Origin of the sequence: Agrococcus sp. HG114, assembly GCF_024723325.1 — a bacterium.
In the GTDB taxonomy this organism is placed as follows: Bacteria; Actinomycetota; Actinomycetes; order Actinomycetales; family Microbacteriaceae; genus Agrococcus.
The window spans coordinates 1-15,303 of the sequence record NZ_JANQCH010000003.1 but is presented as its reverse complement, the minus strand read 5'-3'; the positions used below and the strand labels follow the sequence as shown (position 1 = coordinate 15,303).

At 72.3% G+C, this 15,303-nt stretch carries 12 protein-coding genes and 2 tRNA genes; all 14 read left to right on the top strand.

Annotation, left to right across the window (positions count from 1 at the left end):
- Positions 1-2 precede the first annotated feature (2 nt).
- A complete protein-coding gene (gnd, locus tag NWP09_RS01035; RefSeq protein WP_258273686.1) occupies positions 3-887 on the top strand; it encodes a phosphogluconate dehydrogenase (NAD(+)-dependent, decarboxylating) in 885 nt (294 codons plus the stop codon).
- Positions 888-1,982, top strand: a complete 1,095-nt coding sequence (gene recF / locus NWP09_RS01030; protein ID WP_258273685.1) for a DNA replication/repair protein RecF — start codon at positions 888-890, stop codon at positions 1,980-1,982.
- Positions 1,975-2,469, top strand: a complete 495-nt coding sequence (locus tag NWP09_RS01025; protein WP_258273684.1) for a DUF721 domain-containing protein — start codon at positions 1,975-1,977, stop codon at positions 2,467-2,469. The genes recF and NWP09_RS01025 overlap by 8 nt, the downstream gene beginning before the upstream one ends.
- Before the next feature lie 64 nt (positions 2,470-2,533).
- Positions 2,534-3,232, top strand: coding sequence for a FadR/GntR family transcriptional regulator (locus NWP09_RS01020; protein ID WP_258273683.1), 699 nt, complete (start codon positions 2,534-2,536; stop codon positions 3,230-3,232).
- 148 nt (positions 3,233-3,380) lie between these two features.
- Positions 3,381-4,781 carry a four-carbon acid sugar kinase family protein gene (locus NWP09_RS01015; protein ID WP_258273682.1) on the top strand — a complete coding sequence of 467 codons (1,401 nt, stop codon included), beginning with the start codon at positions 3,381-3,383 and terminating at the stop codon, positions 4,779-4,781.
- A gap of 64 nt (positions 4,782-4,845) precedes the next feature.
- Positions 4,846-5,745 (top strand): NAD(P)-dependent oxidoreductase, encoded by a 900-nt coding sequence (locus NWP09_RS01010; protein WP_258273681.1) that lies wholly within the window; start codon positions 4,846-4,848, stop codon positions 5,743-5,745.
- Positions 5,745-7,175, top strand: a complete 1,431-nt coding sequence (locus NWP09_RS01005) for a GntP family transporter (protein ID WP_258273680.1) — start codon at positions 5,745-5,747, stop codon at positions 7,173-7,175. The genes NWP09_RS01010 and NWP09_RS01005 overlap by 1 nt, the downstream gene beginning before the upstream one ends.
- 278 nt (positions 7,176-7,453) lie before the next feature.
- Positions 7,454-9,505: a DNA topoisomerase (ATP-hydrolyzing) subunit B gene (gyrB, locus tag NWP09_RS01000; protein WP_258273679.1), complete on the top strand. Its 2,052-nt coding sequence runs from the start codon at positions 7,454-7,456 to the stop codon at positions 9,503-9,505.
- A gap of 12 nt (positions 9,506-9,517) precedes the next feature.
- Complete coding sequence (gyrA, locus tag NWP09_RS00995; protein WP_258273678.1) at positions 9,518-12,181, top strand: DNA gyrase subunit A; 2,664 nt, start codon at positions 9,518-9,520, stop codon at positions 12,179-12,181.
- Positions 12,178-12,585, top strand: a complete 408-nt coding sequence (locus NWP09_RS00990) for a DUF3566 domain-containing protein (RefSeq protein ID WP_258273677.1) — start codon at positions 12,178-12,180, stop codon at positions 12,583-12,585. The genes gyrA and NWP09_RS00990 overlap by 4 nt, the downstream gene beginning before the upstream one ends.
- Before the next feature lie 55 nt (positions 12,586-12,640).
- A tRNA-Ile gene (locus NWP09_RS00985) sits at positions 12,641-12,717 on the top strand.
- Between the two features lie 31 nt (positions 12,718-12,748).
- Positions 12,749-12,824 (top strand) — tRNA-Ala (locus NWP09_RS00980).
- Positions 12,825-12,904: 80 nt separating this feature from the next.
- Positions 12,905-13,702: an SDR family oxidoreductase gene (locus NWP09_RS00975; protein WP_258273676.1), complete on the top strand. Its 798-nt coding sequence runs from the start codon at positions 12,905-12,907 to the stop codon at positions 13,700-13,702.
- Positions 13,703-13,748: 46 nt separating this feature from the next.
- The gene (locus tag NWP09_RS00970) at positions 13,749-15,140 is read left to right on the top strand and encodes a threonine/serine exporter ThrE family protein (protein ID WP_258273675.1); all 1,392 of its coding nucleotides are present in this window, start codon (positions 13,749-13,751) and stop codon (positions 15,138-15,140) included.
- Positions 15,141-15,303: the final 163 nt, after the last annotated feature.

The following is a 15,303-nucleotide window of genomic DNA, read 5'->3' as shown; positions in this document are numbered from 1 at the left end:
CCATGACGCACATCGGCCTCATCGGGCTCGGCAGGATGGGCGGCAACATGCGCACCCGCCTGCGGCGAGCGGGCATCGAGGTGACGGGCTTCGACCAGAATCCCGAGGTCTCCGACGTCGAGAGCGTCGACGCCCTCATCGCCGCGCTCCCCGCGCCGCGCATCGTGTGGGTCATGGTGCCCGCGGGCGCCATCACGGATGCGGTGGTCACCGACCTGAGCGAGCGGCTCGGCGAGGGCGACCTCGTGATCGACGGCGGCAACACGCGCTTCACCGAGGACGAGCGGCACGCGGCGCTCCTGGCGGAGCGCGGCATCCGCTTCCTCGATGTCGGCGTCTCGGGCGGCATCTGGGGGCTCGAGAACGGCTACGGCCTCATGGTCGGCGGCGACGCGGCCGACGTCGCGGAGCTCATGCCGGTCTTCGACGCGCTGCGCCCGGAGGGACCGCGCGAGGAAGGGTTCGTGCACGCGGGCCCGACGGGCGCGGGCCACTACGTGAAGATGGTGCACAACGGCATCGAGTACGGGCTGATGCAGGCCTACGCCGAGGGCTTCGAGCTGCTCGAGCGCAAGGACCTCGTGCACGACGTCGCCGGCAGCTTCAAGGCGTGGCAGCGCGGCACCGTCGTGCGCTCATGGCTGCTCGACCTCATGGTGCGCGCGCTCGACGAGGACGACGACCTCTCCGAGATCGAGGGCTACGTCGACGACTCCGGCGAGGGGCGCTGGACGGTCGAGGAGGCGATCGCCAACGCGGTGCCGATGCCCGCGATCTCGGCGTCGCTCTTCGCGCGCTTCGAGTCGCGCCAGGAGGACAGCCCCGCGATGAAGGCCGTCGCCGCGCTCCGGAACCAGTTCGGCGGCCACGCGACCAAGAAGGCCTAGGTGCGCGTCAGTCGGCTCGCGCTGACCGACTTCCGCAACTACCGTGCCGCGGACGTCGAGCTCGCGCCCGGGGCCAACTTGCTCGTCGGCCGCAACGGCCAGGGCAAGACCAACATGGTCGAGTCGCTCGTGTGGATCGCGACCGGATCGAGCCACAGGGTGCCGAGCGACTTCGCGCTCATCCGCGCCGGCGAGGAGCGCGCGATCGTGCGCTGCACCGTCACGAACGACGAGCGCTCCTTCCAGCTCGACGTCGAGCTCAACGCCCGCGGCGCGAACCGCGCCCAGGCGAACGGCCAGACCGTGCGCATCCGCGACCTGCCGCGCTACCTGCAGGCGGTGCTGTTCAGCCCCGAGGACCTGCAGCTCGTGCGCGGCGACCCGGCCGGTCGCCGGCGGTTCCTCGACGAGCTCGCCGTCATGCGCGCGCCGCGGCTCGCGGGAGTCCACAGCGATCTCGACCGGGTGCTGAAGCAGCGGAACTCGCTGCTCAAGAGCGCGCGCGCGGCGCGCCTGCGCCCCGACGACCTCACGACGCTCGAGGTCTGGGACGGCCGGCTCGTCGAGCTCGGGCTCGAAGTGCTGCGCACGCGGCGGGCCCTCGTCGCCGAGCTCTCGCCGCACGTCGACGCCGCGTACCGGCTCGTCGCGGGCGACGAGCACGCCGCGCGAATCGCGCTCTCGACCAATGTGCCCGACGACGCCGCGGCGTTCCACGCGCTGCTCGCGGAGCGCCGCCGCGACGAGCTCGACCGGGGCGTGAGCCTCGTGGGGCCGCATCGTGACGACCTCGAGCTGCAGCTCAACGACCTCCTCGCGCGGCACTACGCGAGCCACGGCGAGTCGTGGTCGTTCGCGCTCGCGCTGCGGCTCGGCTCGGCCGAGCTGCTGCGCGACGGATCGGGCGGCGATCCCGTGATGATCCTCGACGACGTGTTCGCCGAGCTCGACGCCGGCCGCCGCGAGCGGCTCGCGGAGGCGGCGGGCGGGTTCGAGCAGGTGCTCATCACCGCGGCGGTGGAGGAGGATGTCCCCGCCGCGCTGCGGCACCACCGCATCCGCATCGACCGCGGGGAGGTGATCACGGATGCGTGAGCTCGCCGAGACGGAGCCCGAGCGGGTCTGGATGCGGCTGAAGGCCAAGTTCGGGGATCCCGACAGGGTCACGCGCGACGGTCGCCGGCGCTCGCGCCGCGACCCCGAGGCCTCGGTGCCGTTCGGCAAGGGCCGCGACCCGCGCGCGCTCGGCGACGTGCTCGGCGGCTTCGCCGAGGACCGCGGCTGGACGACGACGCTCGCGCGCGCCGAGGTCATGACGCACTGGCCCGAGCTCGTCGGCGCGGAGAACGCGGAGCGGACCGAGCCGATCGCGTTCGAGGACGGCGTGCTCACGGTCCGCTGCGCATCCACCGCCTGGACCCAGCAGATGCGGATCCTGCGCGCCGAGACGACCACGCGCATCCTGGCCCGCTTCCCCGAGTGCGGGCTCGAGTCGGTGCGCTTCATCGGCCCTGACCTGCCGAGCTTCCAGCGCGGGCGCCGGTCGGTGCCCGGGCGGGGGGTGCGCGACACGTACGGCTGAGCGCTCGTCGGGTTCTGGCGCGCGGCGGCTACGCTGTCTGATACCGAGGTCTCGAGGAGGAGCCATGCCACGCCCATCGCGCACGCACGACGCGGTCGACTCGCTGCTGGACGCCATCATCGAGGGCCGTCTCACGGCCGGAGAGCAGCTGCCGCCTGAGGGCCAGCTCGCGGCTGAGCTCGGCATCTCGCGCCTCACGATGCGCGAGGCGGTGCGGCTCCTCCAGGCGCAGGGCGTCATCGTGCAGGTGCCCGGCAGCCGGCACCTCATCGCCCCGGTCTCGGAGTGGACGGGCATGGATGCGGTGGTGCGGCACGCGAGGAGCGCCGGCCAGCGCCGGCGGTCGTCGCTCGAGCTGCTCGAGGTGCGCATGATGATCGAGACGGGCGCGGCGCAGCTCGCCGCCGAGCGGCGCAGCGACGAGCACCTCGCAGCGATGGCGGAGGCGCTCGGCGCGATGCGGGCGCACCACGAGCGGGCCGACGTCGACGCGTTCGTGTGCGCCGACCTCGAGTTCCACGACATCGTGATGCGCGCCGCCGACAACCGCATCCTGGTCGCGGCGCTGCGACCGCTCACGTCGATGCTCGCGGACACGCGCGGCGAGACGAGCGCGGTCGCCGAGATCCGGGAGCACGCGATCGCGGAGCACGCGGCGGTGCTCGAGGCGATCCGCTCCGGGGTCCCCGAGGCTGCGCGCGACGCGATGGCGAGCCACATGCGGCAGACGCGCGACGACCTCGTGACGCTCGTCGGGCCCTGACGCGCCTCGCTCGTCGGCGGCCATTCGCGCTCGGGCGCCGCGGGCGCAACCGGCTCACGGGTTGACAGACGCCGTTTGCGTATCGCAAGATATCTGACATCAGATCGCGCGTCGCCTGCGCCGATCCCCCGCGGACAAGGGAGTTCTCGTGCACCTCGACGGCCTGCTGGCAGCCTTGCCGGCTCCGCTCGACATCCCGGCGGCCGCCGTCGCCGACGCGCGCAGCGCCGACCTCGTGCTCGTCGTCCTCGACGACGACCCGACCGGCACGCAGTCGGTCGCCGACCTGCCCGTCCTCACCGCCTGGGGCCCCGCCGACCTCGACTGGGCGCTCGCGCAGGGCGCGGCGGCGGTCTACGTGCTCACCAACTCGCGCTCCCTGAGCGAGCGCGACGCGGCCGAGCGCAACCGGGAGGTGGTCGAGGCGTCCCTCGCCGCGGCCGAGCGCGCCGGGCGGCGCGTAGCCTTCGTGAGCCGCGGCGACTCGACGCTGCGGGGGCACTTCCCGCTCGAGACCGACGTGCTGCGCGAGGCGATAGCCGCGCACGGGGACGCTCCGCAGCTCACGCTCGTGATCCCCGCGTTCCCCGATGCGGGCCGCATCACCGTCGACTCCGTGCACTACTGGGTCGTCGACGGCGAGGCGACCCCGGTCGGCGAGACGGCCTTCGCCGCCGACGCCACCTTCGGCTACCGCTCCTCCGACCTGCGCGACTGGGTCGCCGAGAAGAGCGGCGGCCGCGTCGCTCCCGCCGACGTCGCCGCGCTCACGATCGACGCCATCCGCTCGGGCACGGATGCGGTCGTCGAGTTCCTGCGCGCGCTGCCGACCGGCACCACGGTCGTCGTCGACGCCGTCGACGAGCACGACATGCGGCAGGTCGCGCTCGCCCTCCACGCGCTCGACCGCGAGGGCATCGGCGCGCTGCTGCGCGTCGGACCGCCGTACGTGCGCGCCCACATCGGCCAGGAGATCGCCGCTCCCCTCACCGCCGACGCCATCGACGTCGCCCACGAGCGCGGCGGTCTCGTCGTGGTCGGCAGCCATGTGCCGCTCACGACCGCGCAGCTCGAGGCGCTCCGCGCCGACCGGCCCGGCACCGCGACGATCGAGCTCGACGTGCGCTCGCTCATCGACGAGCGCCGCGACGCGCACCTCGCGGCGCAGGCGGATGCGGTCGCGCGCGCGATCGGGTCCGGCACGGTCATCGTCCACACGAGCCGCGAGCTCGTCACCGGGCGCGACGGCGAGGAGAGCCTCGAGATCGCCCGCCGCGTCTCGGCAGGGCTCGTCGAGCTCGTGGCTCGCGTGCTCGAGCTCGCTCCGCCGCGCTTCGTGATCGCGAAGGGCGGCATCACCTCGAGCGACGTCGCGTCCGAGGCCCTGCGGATCCGCCGCGCGCGGGTCGTCGGCCCGATGCTGCCGGGGATCGTCTCCCTCTGGCAGCCGCAGGACGGGCCGGCCGAGGGCATCCCGTACATCGTCTTCGCGGGCAACGTCGGCGCGACCGATTCGCTCGCGGCGGTCGTGCGCACGCTCGCGGGCTGACCCGCCGCCGGGAGCGGCGGTCGATCCGCTCCCAGTCCTGACCCTCACACAGATAGGAACAGCCATGACCAGCACCGTCGCAGTCATCGGCCTCGGCGCCATGGGACTGCCCATGGCGACGCGGCTCGCTGCGCGCTTCGACGTCCGCGGATTCGACATCGCGGCCGATCGGGTCGCACTCGCCGAGGAGCAGGGGGTGGCGCCCGCCGCCTCCGCCGCCGACGCCGTCACCGGCGCCGACGCGGTGCTCGTGGCCGTGCGCACGGGCGAGCAGCTGCGCGAGCTGCTGTTCGGCGACACGGGCCTCGCCGAGCACCTCGCCGACGGCGCCGTCGTCATCCTCACGAGCACCGTCGGCACCGACGGCATCGCCGAGATCGCCGAGCGGCTCGCCGCCTCGGGCGCCCACCTCGTCGACGCGCCGCTCTCGGGCGGCCCCGTGCGCGCGGGCGAGGGCGACCTGCTCATCGTCGTCGGCGCCGAGCCCGCCGCGCTCGAGACCGCCCGGCCCGTGCTCGAGCAGCTCGCGTCGACGCTGTCGATCGTGGGCGAGCGGCCCGGCGACGGCCAGGCGCTCAAGACGGTGAACCAGCTGCTGTGCGGCGTGCACATCGCCGCCGCGGCGGAGGCGCTCGCGCTCGCGGACGCGCTCGGCCTCGACCGGGAGCGCACGCTCGAGGCGCTCACGGCCGGCGCCGCGAACTCCTTCATGCTCGGCAACCGCGGCCCGCGCGCGCTGCAGGCCTACGACGAGGAGGGCGCCGAGGTGCTCAGCCGCCTCGACATCTTCGTGAAGGACCTCGGCATCGTCGGCGCCGCCGCGCGCGCCCACCACCTCGCCGCGCCCGTCGCCGCCGCCGCCGAGCAGCTGTTCCTCCTCGGCGAGGCGCAGGGGCTCGGCGCGCTCGACGACTCCGCGGTCATCCGCGTCGTCGCCCCGACGCTGCGAGGGGAGGCCCGCTGATGGAGCACCCCCTCGGCGTCCTGATCGCCATCGGCCTCGCGGGCATCGGCCTGCTGCTGCTGCTCATCATCAAGTTCAAGGTGCAGGCGTTCTACGCGCTGCTGCTCACCTCGATCGTCGTCGGCATCGCCGCGGGCCTGCCGCTCACCACGATCCCCGCGACCGACGACTCGCCCGAGCAGCTCGGCGTCATCCAGGCCATCATCGCGGGCGTCGGGGGCACGCTCGGCTCGGTCGCCGTGCTCGTCGCCCTCGGCTCGATGCTCGGCAAGATCATCGAGATCTCCGGCGGCGCCGAGTCGCTCGCGGGCAGGTTCACGAGCTGGCTCGGCCCGAAGCGGGTGGGCGTCGCGCTCACCGCGGCTGCGGCGATCCTCGCGATCCCCGTCTTCTTCGACGCGGGCTTCATCATCCTGATCCCGATCGTCTACGCGTTCTCGAAGGCGGCGGGGCTCAGCCCGCTGAAGTTCGGCCTGCCGATCGCGGGCATCATGCTCGCGGTGCACGTCGCGGTGCCCCCGCACCCGGGCATCGTCGGCGGCGCGACGATCCTCGGCGCCGACATCGGCTGGGTCACGATCTTCTCGCTCCTCGTCTCGATCCCGCTCGCCGTCGCCTCCTACTTCGTGGCGAAGTGGATGAACCGGCGCGAGTACGCGATGCTGCCCGCGACGAAGTCGATGTTCGACGCGTTCGGCACCGAGAGCGACACCGTCGGCGGCGGCAGCCGCCTCGGCGACGGGGAGCGCGCGCCGAGCGCGTGGACGATCCTCGGCATCATCATCCTGCCGCTCGCGCTCATCATGGTCGGCACGACGATCGCGCCGACGCTCGAGAAGGGCTCGTTCTGGCACGGCCTGCTGTCGATGATCGGCCAGCCGATCTTCGCGCTCATGGTCGCGATCGGCGTCGCGATGATCGCGCTGGGCCTGCGCCGCGGCTGGTCGGCGAGCCACCTCGGCGACGTGATGGAGTCCGCGCTGCCCGCGGCGGCGGTCATCATCCTCGTCACCGGAGCGGGCGGCGCCTTCGGCCGCATCCTGACCGAGACGGGCATCGGCGGCGCGGTCGCCGACGTCATGGCGGCCTCGGGCATGCCGGTGCTGCTGCTCGGCTTCCTCATCTCCCTCATCATGCGCGCGGCGCAGGGCTCGGCGACCGTGGCGATCACGACCGCCGCCGGCCTCCTGATCCCGGCGGTCGCGAGCCTCGGCCTCGACCCGATCCACCTCGCGCTGTTCGCGGTCGCCGTCGGTTACGGCGCGCTCGGCCTCAGCCACGTGAACGACTCCGGCTTCTGGATCGTGACGCGCTACCTCGGGCTGTCGGTCAAGGACGGCCTGCGCACGTGGACGGTGCTCACGACCATCCTCGGCGTGCTGGGCTTCGCCCTCACATCGCTGCTCTGGGTGCTCATCCCGATGGGCTGAGCAGGCACGGCGGATGCGCCGCGGCGGCTCGGGATCGCGAGGTCCCGGGCCGCTGCCGCTTCCGGGGGAGGGGGCGACCCCGTCGCTCGGTCGGCCCAGGAAGCCCCGCTGGAGCACCCAGGGCCGCAGAACGTCGTTTCGGCGGGCTGTTCTCTCCCCGTGGAGCCGGATCGCTCCCCAGAGGCGCGCGCTGCGAGGCCCGGGGGACGGATCCCGGCTAGACTGGGACGGTTGCGCCGCCACGATGCTGGCCGCGCGGAAGGCGGACCGGGAGAAGCATGGCGAACGAGCACGAGACGCAGCCCGACGACCAGGCGGCGACGCAGCCGGAGCTCACGAGGGAGCAGCGCGAGCAGGGCGACTACGGCGCCGACCAGATCCAGATCCTCGAGGGTCTCGAGGCGGTGCGCAAGCGCCCGGGCATGTACATCGGCTCGACGGGCCCCCGCGGCCTCCACCACCTCGTGTACGAGATCGTCGACAACGCGGTCGACGAGGCGCTCGCCGGCCACTGCGACAGCATCGACGTGACGATCCTCCCGGACGGCGGCGTGCGCGTCGCCGACAACGGCCGCGGCATCCCCGTCGACCCGCACTCCTCCGACCCCTCGAAGTCCACCGTCGAGGTCGTGCTCACCGTGCTGCACGCCGGCGGCAAGTTCGGCGGCGGCGGCTACGCGGTCTCCGGCGGCCTGCACGGCGTGGGCTCCTCGGTCGTGAACGCGCTCTCGTCGCGGCTCGAGGTCGAGATCAGGCGACAGGGGCACGTGCACCGCCAGTCGTTCACGGTCGGCGAGCCCGACGGGCCGCTCGAGACGGGCGAGGCGACCGACGAGACGGGCACGACCGTGACGTTCTGGCCGAGCGCCGAGATCTTCGAGACGGTCGAGTTCGACTACGAGACGCTCGCGAAGCGCTTCCAGCAGATGGCCTTCCTCAACAAGGGGCTCCGCATCGCGATCGAGGACCTCCGGCCGGAGTCGCTCGTGGAGCCCGACGCCGACGACGAGGACGCCCAGCCGCGCCAGCGCTCCGACGAGTTCCTCTACGAACAGGGGCTCAAGGACTACGTCGCCCACCTCAACGACTCGAAGCGCGCCGAGGCGGTGCACCCCGAGATCATCGACTTCGAGTCCGAGGACTCCGAGCGGCGCATCTCGGTCGAGATCGCGATGCAGTGGACGACCTCCTACCAGGAGGCGGTCTACACCTACGCGAACACGATCAACACCCACGAGGGCGGCACGCACGAGGAGGGCTTCCGCGCGGCGCTCACGACGCTCGTCAACAAGTACGCGCGGCAGGCGAACCTCCTGAAGGAGAAGGACGACAACCTCTCGGGCGAGGACGTCCGCGAGGGCCTCACGGCGATCGTCTCGGTCAAGCTCGGCGAGCCGCAGTTCGAGGGGCAGACGAAGACGAAGCTCGGCAACACGGAGGCGAAGTCGTTCGTGCAGCGCGTCACGGGCGAGGAGCTCGGGCACTGGTTCGAGTCGAACCCCGCGATGGCGAAGGAGATCGTGCGCAAGGCGATCGGCGCCGCGACCGCCCGCATCGCGGCCCGCAAGGCGCGCGAGCAGACACGGCGCAAGGGCCTGCTCGAGTCGAGCGGCATGCCGGGCAAGCTCAAGGACTGCCAGTCGAAGGACCCGGCGATCTCCGAGATCTTCCTCGTCGAGGGCAACTCGGCCGGCGGTTCGGCGGTGCAGGGGCGGAACCCCTACACGCAGGCGATCCTGCCGCTGCGCGGCAAGGTGCTGAACGTCGAGAAGGCGCGGCTCGACCGCGCGCTCGGCAACGCCGAGATCCAGTCGATGATCACCGCCTTCGGCGCGGGCCTCGGCGAGGACTTCGACCCGTCGAAGGCCAGGTACCACAAGATCGTGCTCATGGCCGATGCCGACGTCGACGGCCAGCACATCACGACGCTGCTGCTCACGCTCCTGTTCCGCTACATGCGGCCGCTCATCGACATGGGCTACGTCTACCTCGCCGCGCCGCCGCTCTACAAGATCAAGTGGACGAACGCCGACCACGAGTACGCCTACAGCGACCGCGAGCGCGACGCCCTCATCGCCGACGGCCAGGCGAACGGCAAGCGCATGCCCAAGGAGAACGGCGTCCAGCGCTACAAGGGCCTCGGCGAGATGAACTACACCGAGCTGTGGGAGACCACGATGGACCCCGCGACCCGCACGCTGAAGCAGGTGACGCTCGACGACGCCGCGGTGGCCGACGCGATCTTCTCGACCCTCATGGGCGAGGACGTCGAGGCCCGCCGCTCCTTCATCCAGAAGAACGCCCGCGACGTGCGCTTCCTCGACATCTGAGGCTGAGAGACCATGACTGACGAGACCACCCCCGCGGAGCCCTTCGACCGCGACGCACCCAACCACGGCGCGATCGAGCAGGTCGACCTGCAGCTCGAGATGCAGCGCTCCTACCTCGACTACGCGATGAGCGTCATCGTCGGGCGCGCGCTGCCCGAGGTGCGCGACGGCCTCAAGCCCGTGCACCGCCGCGTGCTCTACGCGATGTACGACGGGGGCTACCGGCCCGACAAGGCGTTCTCGAAGTGCTCGCGCGTCGTCGGCGACGTGATGGGGCAGTTCCACCCGCACGGCGACTCCGCGATCTACGACACGCTCGTGCGCCTCGTGCAGCCGTGGAGCATGCGCTACCCGCTCGCGCTCGGGCAGGGCAACTTCGGCTCGGCGGGCGACGACGAGGCCGCCGCGCCCCGGTACACCGAGACGAAGATGTCGCAGCTCGCCATGGAGATGGTGCGCGACATCGACGAGGACACCGTCGACTTCCAGGACAACTACGACGGGCGCACGCAGGAGCCGACCGTGCTGCCGTCGCGCTTCCCGAACCTGCTCGTGAACGGCTCGGTCGGCATCGCCGTCGGCATGGCCACGAACATCCCGCCGCACAACCTGCGCGAGGTGGCCGACGGGGCGATCTGGCACCTCGAGCACCCGGATGCGTCGAAGGAGGAGCTGCAGGACGCGCTCATCGAGCGCATCAAGGGCCCGGACTTCCCGACCGGCGCGCAGATCCTCGGCACGCGCGGCATCCAGGAGGCCTACCGCACCGGCCGCGGCTCGATCACGATGCGCGCCGTCGTGACCGTCGAGGAGGTGCAGGGCCGCACCGCGCTCGTCATCACCGAGCTGCCGTACCAGGTGAACCCCGACCGGCTCGCGGTGCGCATCGCCGACCTCGTCAAGGACGGCAAGCTCCAGGGCATCGCCAACATCGAGGACCAGACCTCGGGCCGCACGGGCCAGCGGCTCGTCATCACGCTCAAGCGCGACGCGGTCGCGAAGGTCGTGCTCAACAACCTCTACAAGCAGACGCAGCTGCAGGAGAACTTCGGCGCGAACATGCTCGCGATCGTCGACGGCGTGCCGCGCACGCTCTCGATCGACGGCTTCGTCACGCACTGGGCCGACCACCAGGTCGAGGTCATCGTGCGCCGCACGCAGTTCCGCCTGGCGCGCGAGGAGGAGCGGATGCACATCCTCGAGGGCTACCTCAAGGCGCTCGACGCGCTCGACGAGGTCATCGCCCTCATCCGCCGCTCGCCCACCCCGGATGAGGCGCGCACGGGCCTCATGGAGCTCCTCTCCGTCGACGAGAAGCAGGCGAACGCGATCCTCGAGCTGCAGCTGCGCCGGCTCGCGGCACTCGAGCGCCAGAAGATCCACGACCAGGCCGAGGAGCTCGCGCGCCTCATCGCCGACTACAAGGCGATCCTCGCCGACCCGACGCGCCAGCGGCAGATCATCATCGACGAGCTCCGCGAGATCGTCGCGCGCCACGGCGACGACCGCCGCACCGAGATCATGCACGGCTACGGCGGCGACGTCTCGATCGAGGACCTCATCCCCGAGGAGCAGGTGGTCGTGAGCCTCACGACCGGCGGCTACATCAAGCGCACGCGCATCGACCAGTACCGCGCGCAGCACCGCGGCGGGAAGGGCGTGCGCGGCGCGCAGCTGCGCAGCGACGACGTCGTCGAGCACTTCAGCGTGACGTCGACGCACGACTGGCTGCTGTTCTTCACGAACCTCGGCCGCGTCTACCGCATGAAGGCGTACGAGATCGCCGAGGCGGGCCGCGACGCGAAGGGCCAGCACGTCGCGAACCTGCTCGCGTTCCAGCCGGACGAGCGCGTGCAGACGGTCCTGCGGCTGCGCAGGTACGACCAGGCCGACTACCTCGTGCTCGCGACCCAGCAGGGCCAGGTGAAGAAGACCCGGCTCGAGCTGTTCGACACGAACCGCACCGGCGGCATCATCGCGATCAACCTCGCCGAGGGCGACCGCCTCATCTCGGCGATGCTCGCCGACTCCGACGACGAGATCCTCGTGATCAGCAAGGGCGGCCGCGCCGCCCGCTTCGCCGCGACCGACGAGGCGCTGCGGCCGATGGGCCGGGCGACGGGCGGCGTGCGCGGCATCCGCCTCAAGGGCGACGACCAGGCGCTCGCCGCCATGGTGATCGGCGACGAGGGCTACGTGTTCGTCGTCACCGAGCAGGGCTTCGGCAAGAAGACCGCGGTCGCCGACTACCCCTCGAAGGGCCGCGGCACGCAGGGCGTGCTCACGTTCTCCTCGGGCGACCACGACCGCGGCGACCTCGTCGGCGCGACCATCGTCCACGACGGCGACGAGCTGCTGCTCATCCGCGCCTCCGGCAAGGTGATCCGGTCGAGCGTCGACGAGGTGCGCGCGACGGGCCGCACGACGATGGGCGTGCAGTTCGCCGAGCGCAGCGACACCGACCTCGTCATCTCGATCGCCCGCAACGTCGAGGAGGACGTGCAGGAGGCGGTCGAGGAGGCCGCCGCCGAGCCCGACACGAGCCCCGCCCAGGACGCGCAGACCGGCGTCGCGCAGGTCGCGATCGCGGAGGCGGAGGAGGCTATCGTGGACGGCACGGACGCCGATGCGCCCGACCCCGACGACGCATCCGCCCCTGAGGAGACCGACGCATGAGCATCGCCGAGAAGCTGCAGAGCAAGGCCCCCCGACGCAGCGGATCGAGCAAGCAGGTGCGGCTGCGCCTCGTGCACATCGACTTCTGGTCGGCGATGAAGGTCGCGGCGGTGCTCGGGCTCGTGCTCGGCATCATGCAGGTCGTCATCGCGTTCGTGCTCTGGACCCTGCTGCAGGTCGTCGGCCTGTTCGGGAAGATCGACGAGGTGATGCGCGACATCCTCGCCGACCCCGAGTTCGCGATCACCTCGGTGCTGTCGCTGCCGCAGGTGATGATGTTCACGCTGCTCGTGGCGGTGCTGAACTGCGTCGTGATCACGGTGCTCGGCGCGGTCGTCGCGGTGCTCTACAACCTGTCGGTGCGCATCACCGGCGGGCTGCAGGTCGGCTTCGCCAACCAGTAGTCGGGGACGGGTGCGAGGAGCACCCGCAGGCGTGGTAGCATCGATGCTTGTGCTCGGGGCTATAGCTCAGGCGGTTAGAGCGCTTCGCTGATAACGAAGAGGTCCCTGGTTCGAGTCCAGGTAGCCCCACCACGCACAACTCCCACCGCCCCTCCGAGGGCTCGGGGCCTTAGCTCAGTTGGTAGAGCGCCTGCTTTGCAAGCAGGATGTCGGGAGTTCGATTCTCCCAGGCTCCACCACAGCCCCGGCCGCCGCGTCGGGGCTCTCGTGTGCGCGGAGCGCTCTGCCGGATCCCAGGCGCGGTGGCTAGCGTCGCGCCATGGCATCCGATCCTCGCTCCGCGATCGTCGTCGGCTCCGACTCCGGCATCGGGAGGGCCACCGCGGTCGCCCTCGCCCGCGCAGGGCTCGACGTCGGCGTCACGTGGCACGCCGACCGGGACGGCGCCGAGCAGACCGCGGCCGAGGTGCGGGAGCACGGCCGGCGCGCCGAGGTCGCGCGGCTCGACACGACCGATCTCGAGGGCGCCCCCGGCGTGATCGACGACCTCGTCGGCCGGCTCGGGCGCCTCGACGTGCTCGTGCAGGCATCCGGCACCGGCTCGAGCACGCCGTTCCTCGAGACGCGTCTCGACGAGTGGCGGCACGTGCTCGCGACCGATCTCGACGGGGCGTTCGTGTGCCTGCAGGCCGCAGCTCGCCACATGGTGGACCAGGGCCGCGGCGGTCGGCTCATCGCCATCACGAGCGTGCACGAGCACCAGCCGCGCGTGGGCTCGAGCGCGTACGACGCCGCGAAGCACGGGCTCGGCGGGCTCGTGAAGACGATCGCGCTCGAGCTCGGCGAGCACGGCATCACGGCGAACAGCGTCGCCCCCGGCGAGATCGCCACGGCGATGACGGGGCAGGAGGACGAGGACCCGCGCGCCACCGACCGCCCCGGCGTGCCGCTCGGGCGGCCGGGCGACGCGCGCGAGGTGGCCGCCGTCATCGCGTTCCTCGCCTCGCCCGAGGCGGCCTACGTGACGGGCGCGTCGTGGGTCGTCGACGGCGGCATGCTGCAGATGGGGCCGCAGGCCGGCTCGCACCTCCGGACGGGGGAGTGGCGCCAGGGCTGACGCGCGCTCCGCCGCCCGCATCCGCCGGAGTGGGAGGATGGCAGCGATGGACGGGCGGCAGGACTGGCGGCGGCGCATCGCGCGCGCCATCCGCACCGACCCGGCGTCGCGGCCCATGACCGAGGCGCTCCTCACGATCGACGAGGTGCACGCCCGCAAGGTCATCGACCTCGCGATGCGCATCGCCGAGGCGCTCACGTCGGTCGGCGCATCCGCCAACGACGTCACGCTCGCCACGACCCGCGTCGCCGCCGCCCTCGGCATCCGGCCCGTGCACGTCGACGTGACGTACAACTCGATCGGCGTCTCCTACCACCGCAACCACGACGACCTGCCGATCACGCTCATCCGGGTCGTGCGCGCCCCCGTGCCGGACCACGCGAAGCTCCAGCGGCTGCAGGCGCTCGTCGCCGAGATCGAGGGCGGCCTCGAGCTCGAGCAGGCGCGCGCCCGCTTCCACGCGATCCGGCGCACCCCCTTCCTCTACCGCCCCACGTTCGTCGTGGCGGCGCAGGGGATGCTCGCCCTCGGCGTCACCGTGCTGTTCGGCGCGTCGTGGGTCGTCGGGCTCATCGCGTTCGTCGCCTCGTGCGCCGCGGCGGTCGCCCAGCGGGGCATGGCACGGCTGCGCGTGCCCTTCTTCTTCTCGCAGATCGTCGGCGCGCTCGTCGTGACCGCGGCGGCCGCGCTCACGGGTGCGCTCGCCGATCTCGGGGTGCCGCTGCTCGCCGACATCCGCCCATCGATCATCATCGCCGCCGGGATCGTCCTCATGCTCGCGGGGCTGTCGGTCGTGGGCGCCGCCCAGGACGCGATCGACGGCTTCGCGCTCACGGCGGGCGGGCGCATCCTCGAGCTCGTGATGGCGACGCTCGGGGTCGTGATCGGCATCCTGGGCGGGCTGTCGTTCGCGAGCTCGGTCGGCATGGGGTTCGTCGTGACGAGCGACCCGCCCGCGCTCGGCCCGCTGCCGCTGCAGCTGACCGGGGCTGTGATCATCGCGGTCGCGGTCGCGATCATGAACGGCGCGGGACTGCGCACGACCCTCGTGAGCGCCGCGCTCGGCGGCATCGCGTGGGTCGGCTACACCGCGGGCGCCGGCCTCGGCGCCGACCCCGCGGTCGCGAGCGGCATCGGGGCGCTCGTCGCGAGCTTCGTCGGCATCTTCGTCGCGCATCGGCTGCACGTGCCGTCGATCGCGGTGACGACCGCCGCGATCGTGCCGCTCGTGCCCGGCTACGCGGTGTTCCGAGGGCTGCTCGAGCTCGTCGAGTCCGACGGCTCGCCGGAGAGCCTCGTGCTCGGCTTCGCGACGCTCATCGGCGCGGGCGCGATCGGCATCGCGCTCGCCTCGGGCGCCTCGCTCGGGCTCTTCCTCGGGGCGCCGCTGCGCGACTCGGTCGAGAGCGCGATGCGGGGCCGCGGCCGCCCGCGCTGACCGGACCGCCCCGAGGGCGGCGCTCGGCTTCCAGGTCTACGGTGGACAGTCGTGCCGACGCGCGGCACGAGGCGAGGACGGGGGAGCGATGAGCGAGCAGCACGAGCGCGACGGCGACCGGACCCGGCGGCTTCGGCCGCCGCGCCGGCCGAAGCCCCGCCAC